This window comes from Ruegeria sp. CDSA236 (assembly GCF_059611285.1).
This window is the reverse complement of the sequence record NZ_JBXWPG010000003.1, coordinates 130,187-141,804: the sequence shown is the minus strand read 5'-3', so window position 1 is coordinate 141,804 and position 11,618 is coordinate 130,187. Positions and strand designations below refer to the sequence as shown.

Genomic DNA, 11,618 nt, shown 5'->3' with positions numbered 1-11,618 from the left:
GTGTCTATCGGCGGATTTCGCGGAGTGAAATTGCTACGGCGATCAGTATGATCAGCCCGCGTACGATCATCTGGTCCGAGACCTGAAGCCCCATCAGGATCAGCCCGTTATTCAGCATTCCCATCATGAGCGAGCCCAAAAGCGCACCTATTATGGATCCCTTGCCGCCATTAAGCGCAGTGCCACCTACGATGACAGCGGCAATGACCGTCATCAGATCGCTTTCGCCCATTGTATATTTGGCGGCTTGAATACGCCCGGCATAGAGCAAACCAGCCAGCCCAGCGGTTGCACCGCACAAGGTTAGAACCATCAGCCGGATACGGGGAACCCTGATGCCAGAGACTTGGGCTGCGCGGGCATTGTCTCCAACGGCCAGAACGTGTGCGCCAAAACGTGTGTGTCGGTAGATGACATGGCCAATCAGCACTGCAATCACGGTCCAGATAACAAGTGAAGGTACACCAAACAGCTTGCCCGAGCCGAAGACCCCGGTGAAAGTCCCGTTAACTACAGGAATGGATCGCAGATTGGTCATCGAACGCGCAATTCCGGCAAATAAACCCATGGTGGCCAAGGTCACCAGAAATGATGGCAACCGCAGATAGGCCACCAATGCACCATTGAACGCGCCGATCAGAATGCCTGCGCCAAGCCCCGCTGCGACACCCAGGATCATTGGGCCGTTCTGCATCGCAACAGCTGCCGAGAGGGCTGCAACTGCAACGACAGAGCCAAAACTCAGGTCGATCTCTCCGGCTGACAGGGCAAAGACCAATCCGATGGCCATGATCGTGGCTGGGGCTGTCTGAAGGACGATATTTGTCAGATTCCGACTGGTCAGAAACCCGTCATCGTAGAGAGTGATCCCAAAAAACAGAAAGATCGCAAGAAAGCCGAAATAAATGACGCAGCGCTGTAGATCCAAGTCGCGCATACGTTGAAAAGCCTGTTCCATGGATGCCTCTGGGAATATCCGGTTGCGGCAGGTCGCCAGAGGCGACCTGCCCATCAGGTCTCTACTTCGATGTCAGACTGGCTGGTGCATCAATATTCAGCGAGTTTTGCCATCCATCGGCAACGTTGTCCGCTGTCACTGTCAATGCAGGGGCTACAACAAAGGATGGTACGTCCTCGCCCAGCAGGTCGAGCACGGCACTGGCGGCCATTGCACGCCCCAGTTCATAGGCTTCATCGGCAACAATCGCCGCGACATTCCCACCCTGAACCATATCAAGGGCAATCGGCTCTGACAGATCCAATGTCACGATCTTGGTCGAGGTGTTTCCGTTCGTCCGCAGCGCTGCAAGAATACCCTCTGCCGGACCAGCCCAGGTTACGTAGATTCCACCCAGGTCTGGGTTTTTCAGCAGCATAGCATTGGCAATCTCTTCGGCGCGCGCAGGATCAGAAATGCCTTGTTCTGCAACGATTGTGATGTTCGGATAGTCGTTCTCAATCGTGGTCTTGAAAGCGTTGTCGCGCTGATTGGTCACATAATAATCTGCGTCGTGATAAATCCATCCAACTGTTCCTTCATTGCCCATGGCAGCCGCAAGCGCATCCGCCGCTTGTTTGCCCATCTGAAACAGATCATCCGTCACGATTGCCGCATAGTCGTCCGGGTGCTTGTAGCCGGCCGGCAGGTTCGAGAGGAAACTTAGGGCAACTCCGGCCTCTTTTGCCTCTGCAAACGCTGCGGCAGAGGTCACCGGGTCCAGAGGAAGCGACAGAATGATATTGGGCGATTTGGCCATGACCGTCTCGATATCGCTACGTTGTTTTGCAGCATCAAATCCTGCGCTTGTCACGGCGACGACCTCGATCCCCAGACGCGCAAATTCATCGCTGGCACCTGCTGTTACCGCATTCACAAAGTCGGATTGGTCATGCCACAGCAAAGCAGCTGAATATCCAGCCTCTTTCACCTTTTCGACATCATCATCAGCGACAACAACCATTGATGAAGGGGTGGCACTTTCCCCCGCTGGACCGATGGTTTCGGCGTATAAGCTGCCCGCCAGCGCGAACATCGCGGTAGCGGCAAATGTGCTTCTAACAAGTGACATGTTTGTCCTCCTCAGGTTGGATGCATTACGAGCGTGTCCGACGCACCGAACTGCGCTATGAAAAGCGCAAAGGCCCGGACGGCGGCGAGGTATTCTTCGACCTCAATTCGTTCTTCAAAAGTATGCGCCACGGCGATATCACCCGGTGCGCAGTAAACGGTTGGACAGCCGATCTGTTCTGTTAAAAATGGCATCTCAGACCAGTAGGGCGCGCCGCCGATTTCTACTTTTCGGGACTGAGTTTGCTGTACACAGCTCTGCAACAGGCGAACCGCCTCAGTATCGGGGTCGTTTTCAACTGGTGAGCCGCCCTTGGGATGATCACGACCGGCTGGGTAGTCGATGCACACCTCTATACCTGTAGGTAGGCGATCCAGGCCAAGCGCTGTTTCCAATGCTGCCACTGCATCATCAAGCATTTCGCCAGGTCTAAGTTTCCGGATCAGTGAGAGCCTGCATTCTCCGGGCACTGCGATAAACCCGCCGCCATTGATATGCGTCACCAGAACAGAAGAGGCACCGACAAGGTCATGACGCGGGCCCGCGTTCAGTTCTTTTTCATGATCCCAGATTTTCGACAGAAGCGTATGCGTTGCTTTCAATGCATCGACCCCCAATTCGGGTCGGCCGAAATACGCTGTTTTTCCAGTTATCGTGATCTCGGCGATAAAGAACCCGATCTGGGCGGAATAAATGTCCAAACTCGTTGGCTCGACATAGATCGCGAAATCAGGACGGGGGATTTCGTCGGACTTGATACGTCCAACCAGATCTTTCGCCCCGGCGCTGACGCCGCTGCCAGGTTCACCGCTTTCTTCGTCACCGATGAAGGCAAAGGTCAGACTGGCTGAAGGCATAACGCCAAGTTTTTGCAGCAGGCGATACCCGGCAATCGCAGCGCAAATCCCACCCTTGAGGTCGCTTGCCCCACGCGACCAGATGTGCCCGTCCTGTTGGGCCGCGCCGAATGGATTTTTGCGTGCATCGTCTTCCCAATATTCCTCCCAGCCCCGGACATGCACCGTATCCGTATGGCCCAAAATCATGAGGTTGGGTCCCTCCACAGAAGCAATTCCCCAGACATTTTCGCGTTCACCCGCGAAACAGCCCCGTCCGGTATTCAGGCCCAGGGCCATAAGTTGCTGGTCCAGAAAACGCGCAAAACGTGTTTCATTGCCCGTCACGCTTTCGATGGACAGGGCATTGCGCAACAGAGTCAGGTCTGCATCAGCATCCTGTTCTTGACGCAAGCGTTCTGAAAGAGCCATAGCGGTCATGACATACTTGCCTTGAAGGTATCGAGCGCTGGAGGTGGTACGTTGATCTCGGCACCCTTCTGACCCTCGGCGAAAAGAGAAATATGTAGGTGCGACAGGGCTATAGACACACCTCCGGCAAGGGCAGCATACGGACCCAGCTTTGAGGGCTGGATCTCTATTTCACGGGGGTAGCACTGGGCGGCAAAGCGTCTGATCCGGTGCATCAACTCGTCACGCGCGCCGATAGAGCCCCCCATCACGATAAGGGACGGATCAAGGACCGCTACAATCGACGCCGAAGCCCGCGCGATCTGATAAGCGACATTGTCCAGCGTTTGCTCGGCTGCTTTGTCGCCGTTATTGGCAGCCTCAAAGATCGCAGGAACTGAGCAAGTTTTGCCCGTAAGCATCCTGTATTCGCCGATGATTGCATCGGTGGCGGTTACGCGTTCCAGCGCGCCTATTTTATGGCTTTCCTTTGCAATGGGATCGGCACCAAAGGGAAGAAAACCTATTTCGCCAGCTGCACCAGATGCGCCACGCAGCAAAATACCTCCGACGACGATTCCTGCACCAATTCCGGTTCCGACGGAAACGAAGACCAGATCATCCTGGTCGCTTCGATGGTCCATCCAATGCTCGCCCAGAGCGGCAAGGTTCACGTCATTTTCGACAAGGATTTCTATCCCAAGCCGTTCGTTCAAAGTGCCAGCAAGATCAATCTGATCCAGCCCGGCTATGTTAGGCGCCATCAGGACCGCGCGGGTCCTGCTGTCCGGCACGCCTGGGACACCGACGACAGCTATTTTCAATTCGCCTGACGGGCATTGGGGGTCGTCAGCGGTTGCGCGAACCATACGGGCAACCTGATCGACCACTTGTCTGCCGCCGCTTTGTTCTGTCGGCTCTACGCGCTCGGCCAGAACGCGACCGGTCAAATCGCATAGTGCGACCCTGATCTTTGTTCCACCCAGATCGACGCTGGCGACCGTTGCCGCATCCGGAGCGATTTCATATACCACGGCGCGGCGCCCGACATGCCCCTCGGTCTGACCGACTGTCCGCACCCAGCCATCGCTTTCTAGGTTTCCGACAATTTCCGAGATTGTCTGTTTCGAAAGACCGGTCAGCTTCGACACGCTGGCGCGCGAAATGGGCCCATAGGTCGCAATCGCCTGAACGACCGCACTTTGAGACATTCGTCGAGAGATTTTTGTCTGCGTTGCCACGTCGATTCCATTTATTCGTTCTGTTACCGAACTAAATATGGAGTGCGATTTGAGTCAACCCCGTTTTTTTCTGCGCTAAAGCATGAAATACGAAAAATGAGCCTGCTGCGTCCGGGTCGAATTTTGGCTAAAGGCCTAGAAGCCGTTCTGAAAATTGGTGCTGGGTCAGAAGGTTTGAGTAAGGGTGCCCGAACCAGAAAGAATCTGATTGCGGGCTAATAAAACCGGCTTATCCCAAGATGGTCTCGATCTTTTCAAGGGTCGCAATATTTACAGCCACGCCTTGTGTGGCCGATGCGACGCGTTTTGCGCGTCGGCCATCGCCAGGCAAATGTGCATCGTCTTGCGATCGAATGGCGCCGACGAGTTCCTCGATGCCCTGAGCAAAGCCACCCGACGACGATGTCGCCACAGGGTCGATCGCAATGAAAAACTGTCCGGTCTTGGGCGGGCCGCCAGCGGTTCCTGAAAAGGGCGAGGCGTTGATGCCCAGAGTGGCCCCTGTAAGAGCGGCCGCCATAACTTCGGTCAGAAGGGCCACACCGACGCCCTTGTACCCACCAGAAGGTGCCATGGAGCCCTTGAGGCCCACATTGGGATCAGTGGTCGGATTGCCCTCGGCGTCCAATGCCCACCCAACGGGGATCGGCCTTCCTTCTCTGGCATGTTTCATGACCTCGCTCTTGGCGATTGTGCTGGCGCTTTGATCGATCAGCAGGGCGGGTTGCCCATCTGTACCGGGTACGGCAACGGAAAAGGGGTTGGTCCCTACAACCGGCTTTGCGCCACCCGATGGCGCGATCGAGGCTGGCGCGTTGGTAAAACCAAGCCCGACAAGCCCGGCCTGTGCCAGACGATAGGTGTGATAGCCCAGCACGCCGCAGTTATAGCTGTTGCAGATGCTCAGCACGGCAACGCCCTGTTCGCGCGCAGCGGTGATCAGCGTCTCATACCCGAGATCGATGGCTGAATGGGCAAATCCGGTTGCGGCATCTACGGTAACTACACCTGGCTTGGGCCGTGTCATGACCGGTTTGGCAAGACCGTCGACCTTGCCACATTGGACATGCTCACAATAGATCGGGATATAGGCCAGCCCATGGCTTGCCACGCCGTCCGCCTCGGTTGCCGCGGTCGCAACCGCCAGCGGGCGGGCGTTTTCCGGTGAAGTCCCCGCAGCAACAAGCGCGCGAAACGACAGGTCTTCGATTTCGTTCAGAGTAAGGGTCCGGGTCTCGGTCAAATCAGTACCTCATCAGTCATTATCAGAAAGCCCGGCCCCTGCACCCAGCAGGCGGGATTCCTCGGTTGCGGGGGCATAGGTGCGGTGGGCAAAGCGATTCAGCGTTGCCCAAGCCTGATCAGTCGGGGCGGCGCGGGTCTGATGTGGGCGGGGGCCTGTGCGCTGTTCCCCCAGCGAAACCACCACCCTGCGCGCCTGGGCGGGTAAGGTATCTGGGGTCGACACGGAATACCCATCACATGCCGCCAGATGCCCATCACAATCAAGCACCACACAGCCCTTGAGTTCACGTGCCGCATAGGCAGCAAAGGGCAGTAACAGTGCAGGGATTGCAATGTTGGCCATCTCAACCGGTCCGGCGCGCAGCTGTTCGGCACAATCCGACAGCAAGGTGCCAGTGGCCAGAGGGCACAAAGCGCCCTTGCCCTGCCATGGGCCCTGCATCGCATCTGGTCTGTGATCTGCCGGCGCCGCAGCCAAACCCAAGTCCAGCAGGTGGGCCAGCTCTGTAGTCCCGTCCAGCCCATGCCCGCACAACCAGCGTGTGGCCTTGGCGGCCTCTTCTGCCAGACCCCAGGCATAACCTGCCCCTCGGGCGGCGCGTTTAGAGGTGGCTTCGATCTCGTTCAGTGAATAGGTCATTGCGGCAACTCCGGATAAACCCAAAGATCGGCATTTTCCGGCGTTAACTCATCAGGATATGGTGCGCCGGAATACATGCAGATCCGCACCCAGCGGTCCGACCGGGGGTCAAAATGGGTTGCCCCAAAAAACGACAGCTTGGCCCGCAGCATGTCGATAGGCAGGACAGTGGCGCTGATCGTATTGTCGTGGATTTCACCATAGGGGGCTACTCGGCTCATTTGAGCGCGGCGCAGGGTGTGGCGATGTTCAGGATGGCGCAGCAGAAACTCTGCAACGGAGGAGCGAGTATCCCATTCGGCAAGTGCCTTAAACGCCATCGCGGCGTCACGGGCCGGGGCAAGGGGCTGTTCGTAACCGGCTATCGGTTCCTCAAAGCGCTCACCCAGTCGCGGCTCCAGCTTCTCCTCGGAGACATACCAGGCCCGCGCACAGTTTTCCGCTGCGTTCCAATCCAGATCCAAGGCCCAGCCAAAACTGTTACTGATCAGATCGCGCGCAGCGCCTACCGACATTGATCCATCAATCACATGGGCACTTGAATTGCTGTCGGCCATACAACAGCTCAGCCCATCGACCAATTCGCCATAGGGCTCAAGGATAAGCGAGGCGAGCAGTTCCTGGCCCTCCTCGCTCAGCGCGGATTGCGACCACAGGATCAACCGATCCCAGGGTTGGTTCTGCGTCAGATCATCCCTGTCCAGATACCCAGAGATTGCCTGCAGATCGTTGTCGAGCGCCGCCAGCTTATCGCGCTGGACCGGATGCTCAGACTGCCACCAGGACATCGAGAGTTTGCTACGATCATAGATGCCACGGAATTGACGGGCCTCATCTTCCGAGGCGCTCAAGAGCGACCGTACACGGGCGATGGCCTCCTCTCGCGCCATGATCCAGTTATTGAACAAGATCGGATGGTTGACGATGAACGGGGCCATGCCCAGACCTGTGGAATTGCCAATGCCGAGCCAACTGGCGATCTGCGGATCTAACTGCGCGGTTTGATCGCCGCCCTTCACTTGGGCCATATGCTGCACCAGATCGCGCACAAAGGTCCGGGTCAGGTAGACCGACAACATCTCGGTCTGGAACGGGCCGTTGACCTCGGGGCGACTGGCTGTTTTCTCGCGATCTGCAGCCCCAAACTTGCCGGAACCATACACGGCGGTTGTCCGCATCAGGTAGCCAACCTGATAAATCTGTTCCAGATCAGGTTGTTGACCAGCGGCCAGACGGTCGACCACATGTGCCCACAGGCGGACTGACCGGTTGGCGCGCGACAATGACAGTTCTGACTCGCTGACGCGACCGGCCTCTTGCACTGGTACATTTTGCGACAGGCGGTGAATATCATCCGCCGTCGGAATGCCGTCAAATAGCGCGAAGGTGGCATCCCAGGCCTCGGCGATGACCCGGTCCGAGCGTTTTTCGGGCGGCAGATCATGGGCAAACGCCACAAGAGAATATGCGTGATCAGGGCCTTGCGCGGTATAGACCGCATGGCCGACGCCGTGTTCGTCAATCTCGAACGCAGGGCGGGAAAAACTCCAGTTTTCCTGCGCCATACGGCGGGTCAGTTGCCGCATAAAGCTGAGACGGCATTGATGCAGCGATCCCAGCCGCGACAGCCGCATGACCATCGCGGGATCACGTCTGACATTTTCAGTCTGCACGCGTGTATTCATAGTGTTACCCTTGTGGGACGAAGTTCTCGGCGAAGAACTGATACCAATTCCTGCCCATGATCCCGGCCACTTCGTCATCGTTCAGGCCGGTCGCGCGTAACCCTTGTTCGATGTTCCCAAAATCTCGGTTGTCCTGAAACCAGCCCGGCATGGGCGGAAAGCCTGGTGCCGAAGCGGATCCCTCGCCATAGTCGATTTCCTTGGTCCAGCGGCCAACCCGCATCCATTCCACAATGCTGTCGGGTTGATCCTGACACAGGTCTGTGCCGATCCCCAGATGCTGCGCGCCGTATTTGTCGGCGGCGCGTGCGATCATCTCGCAAAAACTGTCCAGCGTGCAGTCGGATTTATCTTTCAGATGGTGAGGATAAACCGAAAAGCCAAGCATCCCGCCGTTTTCCGTCACCGCACGAATGACATCGTCGCGCTTGTTACGCAGCGCGGGCGACCAATCATACGGGTTCGCGTGTGTGATGGCTATGGGACGCTCGGACAATTCAGCGGCCTCGATGGTGGAACGGTCCGCCGAATGGCTCATGTCCACTACAAGACCTACGCGGTTCATCTCTTTGATCACCTGCTTGCCCATACGGGTGATGCCTGTGTCTTCGGCCTCATAACAGCCGGTCGCCAGCAAGGACTGGTTGTTATAGGTCAGCTGCATGAAACGGGCGCCAAGATCGTGCAGGATTTCGACTAGCCCGATATCGTCTTCGATGGGCGAGGGGTTCTGAAAGCCAAAGAACACAGCCGTCCGGCCCGTTTTACGAGCCGTATCGATATCGCTGGCCCAGCGCCCTTTCATGATCAGGTCCGGGTATTGTTCGAACCAGCGGTTCCATTTCTCGAAATTCAGTACCGTTTCGCGAAAGTTCTCGTGGTACGAGATGGTGACGTGGATCGCGTCCACGCCCCCGTCACGCAGTTGGCGGAAAATCTTTTCCGACCAGTTGGCATATTGTAGCCCGTCGATCCGCATCACACGGGGCCCGCGCTGATATAGGCGGTTTTGACCGTGGTATAGAACTCGGCCGCAGCCTTACCCTGTTCGCGCGGCCCGTAAGAGCTGTCGCCGCGGCCGCCAAAAGGCACGTGGTAATCGGTGCCTGCAGTGGGCAGGTTCACAGTCACAACACCAGTGCGCGCATTGCGACGGAAATGCGTGGCGCGGGCCAGCGATTTGGTCACGATGCCCGAGGTCAGGCCAAAGTTGGTGTCGTTGACGACGCTCAGCGCTTCGTCATAGTTGCCAACCTTGATGACACTGGTCAGGGGCGCGAACATTTCTTCGCGGTTGATGCGCATGTCGTTGTTGGTGTTCAGAAACACGCCCGGCGACATGTAGAACCCGTCATGAGGCATCTCCAGCCGGGTTCCGCCACAGGCCAGCTCGGCCCCTTCGGATTTGCCCAGATCAACATAGGCCAGGTTTTCGCTCAGCTGCTGTTGGCTGACGACGGGACCCATCTGCACGCCTTCCTCCAGAGCGTGGCCGACCTTCATCGCTTGCGCACCGGCCACCAGCTTTTCGACAAACGCGTCATGGATACCCGCATGCACAACAAGGCGCGAAGACGCCGTACATTTCTGTCCGGTGCCGCCAAACGCTCCTCCCAATGCCAGAGTAACGGCCAGATCCAGATCGGCATCGTCCATCACAGCCAGCGCGTTTTTTGATCCCATTTCCATCTGAACTTTGGTCAGGTTCTGGATGGCGGCTGCTGCGATACCCTTGCCGACCGGGACTGACCCGGTAAAGGAAATTGCATTGACCTTGGGGCTTTCGACCAGGCGTTGCCCGATGCTGCGCCCCGAACCCATGACCAGACTGAACAGACCTTTGGGGATGTCCTGACGTTCGATGATTTCGGTCAGTGCGACAGCGGATGCCGGGGTGATGTTGGCGGGTTTCCACACAACCGCGTTGCCATAGCACAGTGCTGGAGCAATCTTCCACGAGGCAGTCGCGGTAGGGAAGTTCCATGGGCTGATGATGGCGACAACGCCGACAGCTTCGCGGCGAACGTCTACTTCGATATCGGGGCGCACAGAATCCGCGTTCTCACCGATTTGACGCAGGCATTCAGCTGCGTAGTAGGTAAAGAACTGCCCGGCGCGGAACACTTCGCCTTTGCCTTCGGCCAGCGGCTTGCCTTCTTCGCGCGCCAAGAGCGTACCCAGTTCTTCGGCCCGGGCCATCATTTCATTGCCGATAGCGTTCAGAACGGCTTGCTTCCGTTCGATGCCATAGGCGGCCCATTCAGCCTGTGCAACACGGGCTTGATCCAGCGTCGCTTCAAGCTGGTCAGCGCTGGCCTGTGCAAACATGCCGACCAGATCGCTCAGGTCCGAAGGATTGCGGTTTTCGATTTCAGACTCACCTGCCAGCCATTCGCCAGCAATCAGATTCAGTTGTGTCACGTTACGCCCCAGTGCGATTTCATTTGACCTAGGATGGATTTTTTGGCGAACATCAGTCAAACTCAATTAAATGAAACAAATTGCAGAAAAACTGAAGTATGGCGATCAAGATTGAAACACTGCGCAGTTTTTGCACGGTTGTGCAGACTGGTAATCTGACCGAGGCCGCCGACCGTCTTGGACGAACGCAATCGGCGGTGTCGATGACGCTGAAGCAGCTTGAGGAGCACCTGGGTAAGAAGCTGTTCGAGGGAGAGCGCAAAAATCGACTGTCAGAAGTGGGTCGGCAGGTTCATGATTTGGCTTTGAAGCAGGTCAGACAGTTCGATCAAACAGTTCAGGATATCGAGGCAATAGCCAGCGCAGAGTACGGCCTGTTGCGGATCGTGTCTGTGCCGTCGGTGGCGGCTCTTGCCTTTCCCAAGGTGCTGAGTCACATGAATAGCCATTTCCCCGATATCAGGATCGAGCTCCGCGATACCGATACACAGCAGGTACTGGACGCGGTTGTGCAAGGAAAAGCGGATATCGGCATTGCATCCGGATATCTTGCGCTAAACGGGGTCACAGCCACGCCCTTGTTCGAAGACAGGTTTGGGGTGGTTTGCACGGCTGCTCACCCGCTGGCACAGCAATCGGAGATGCCAACCATCGAACAGGTGGCTTCGGTTCCCTTCATACGCAATGCTCTGTGCGATCTGGTTCAGTCCCCGCGGTTTCACGCGGCGATTTCGAAGGCCGGTGTGACCATTCAGAACACCCATTCACTGATCGCATTGGTGCGCACCGAGGAATGGGTGACGGTTTTGCCGCAAACCGTTGCACGGTCTCTTCCTGAGGCTATCGTCTTCCGTCCTATAGCTGATCTCGAAGATCAAAGGCAGGTGTATCTTTATGTCTCGCAACGCTCGCGCTTTCAAACGCTGACGGACGCGTTTGGGGACTTCATCCTGAAGCAGGATCTTGTACTGGGATCTGAGGACTGACTGGATAAAATCTGTGCCCCTGTCTGAGATGGCGCCGCTTAGGGGATATTGATGGCAGACAAGCCCACTCAAGAATCGGCTGCA

10 protein-coding genes are annotated in these 11,618 nt (G+C 56.9%); 1 reads left to right on the top strand and 9 read right to left on the bottom strand.

What is annotated here, in order from left to right; genetic code table 11:
• Positions 1–4: 4 nt before the first annotated feature.
• The 9 genes from AC2FLB_RS06705 to AC2FLB_RS06665 all read right to left on the bottom strand — a co-directional run bounded on the left by AC2FLB_RS06705 (position 5) and on the right by AC2FLB_RS06665 (position 10,548).
• Positions 5–1,012, bottom strand: a complete 1,008-nt coding sequence (locus AC2FLB_RS06705) for an ABC transporter permease (protein WP_496708898.1) — start codon at positions 1,010–1,012, stop codon at positions 5–7.
• Positions 1,013–1,019: 7 nt separating this feature from the next.
• Positions 1,020–2,069, bottom strand: coding sequence for a substrate-binding domain-containing protein (locus AC2FLB_RS06700; RefSeq protein ID WP_281973186.1), 1,050 nt, complete (start codon positions 2,067–2,069; stop codon positions 1,020–1,022).
• Between the two features lie 11 nt (positions 2,070–2,080).
• Positions 2,081–3,346 carry a M20 family metallopeptidase gene (locus tag AC2FLB_RS06695; protein ID WP_496708897.1) on the bottom strand — a complete coding sequence of 422 codons (1,266 nt, stop codon included), beginning with the start codon at positions 3,344–3,346 and terminating at the stop codon, positions 2,081–2,083.
• Positions 3,343–4,527, bottom strand: a complete 1,185-nt coding sequence (locus AC2FLB_RS06690; protein WP_496708896.1) for an ROK family transcriptional regulator — start codon at positions 4,525–4,527, stop codon at positions 3,343–3,345. The genes AC2FLB_RS06695 and AC2FLB_RS06690 overlap by 4 nt, the downstream gene beginning before the upstream one ends.
• Before the next feature lie 259 nt (positions 4,528–4,786).
• Positions 4,787–5,800, bottom strand: coding sequence for an Ldh family oxidoreductase (locus tag AC2FLB_RS06685; protein WP_271949976.1), 1,014 nt, complete (start codon positions 5,798–5,800; stop codon positions 4,787–4,789).
• 12 nt (positions 5,801–5,812) lie between these two features.
• Positions 5,813–6,442, bottom strand: a complete 630-nt coding sequence (locus tag AC2FLB_RS06680; RefSeq protein ID WP_271949978.1) for a DUF3726 domain-containing protein — start codon at positions 6,440–6,442, stop codon at positions 5,813–5,815.
• Positions 6,439–8,127 carry a hypothetical protein gene (locus tag AC2FLB_RS06675; protein WP_496708895.1) on the bottom strand — a complete coding sequence of 563 codons (1,689 nt, stop codon included), beginning with the start codon at positions 8,125–8,127 and terminating at the stop codon, positions 6,439–6,441. The genes AC2FLB_RS06680 and AC2FLB_RS06675 overlap by 4 nt, the downstream gene beginning before the upstream one ends.
• 4 nt (positions 8,128–8,131) lie before the next feature.
• The gene (locus AC2FLB_RS06670) at positions 8,132–9,106 is read right to left on the bottom strand and encodes a membrane dipeptidase (protein WP_142637759.1); all 975 of its coding nucleotides are present in this window, start codon (positions 9,104–9,106) and stop codon (positions 8,132–8,134) included.
• A complete protein-coding gene (locus AC2FLB_RS06665; protein WP_496708894.1) occupies positions 9,106–10,548 on the bottom strand; it encodes an aldehyde dehydrogenase family protein in 1,443 nt (480 codons plus the stop codon). The genes AC2FLB_RS06670 and AC2FLB_RS06665 overlap by 1 nt, the downstream gene beginning before the upstream one ends.
• 98 nt (positions 10,549–10,646) lie before the next feature.
• Here AC2FLB_RS06665 and AC2FLB_RS06660 point away from each other — a divergent pair, with 98 nt between their 5' ends.
• Positions 10,647–11,534: a LysR family transcriptional regulator gene (locus AC2FLB_RS06660; RefSeq protein ID WP_142637763.1), complete on the top strand. Its 888-nt coding sequence runs from the start codon at positions 10,647–10,649 to the stop codon at positions 11,532–11,534.
• Positions 11,535–11,618: the final 84 nt, after the last annotated feature.

Excerpts from the sequence above, each read along its gene's own strand:
- AC2FLB_RS06705 (WP_496708898.1), bottom strand. The coding sequence starts at position 1,012 with ATGGGCAGGTCGCCTCTGGCGACCTGCCGCAACCGGATATTCCCAGAG.
- AC2FLB_RS06700 (WP_281973186.1), bottom strand. The coding sequence starts at position 2,069 with ATGTCACTTGTTAGAAGCACATTTGCCGCTACCGCGATGTTCGCGCTG.
- AC2FLB_RS06695 (WP_496708897.1), bottom strand. The coding sequence starts at position 3,346 with ATGACCGCTATGGCTCTTTCAGAACGCTTGCGTCAAGAACAGGATGCT.
- AC2FLB_RS06690 (WP_496708896.1), bottom strand. The coding sequence starts at position 4,527 with ATGTCTCAAAGTGCGGTCGTTCAGGCGATTGCGACCTATGGGCCCATT.
- AC2FLB_RS06680 (WP_271949978.1), bottom strand. The coding sequence starts at position 6,442 with ATGACCTATTCACTGAACGAGATCGAAGCCACCTCTAAACGCGCCGCC.
- AC2FLB_RS06675 (WP_496708895.1), bottom strand. The coding sequence starts at position 8,127 with ATGAATACACGCGTGCAGACTGAAAATGTCAGACGTGATCCCGCGATG.
- AC2FLB_RS06670 (WP_142637759.1), bottom strand. The coding sequence starts at position 9,106 with ATGCGGATCGACGGGCTACAATATGCCAACTGGTCGGAAAAGATTTTC.
- AC2FLB_RS06660 (WP_142637763.1), top strand. The coding sequence starts at position 10,647 with ATGGCGATCAAGATTGAAACACTGCGCAGTTTTTGCACGGTTGTGCAG.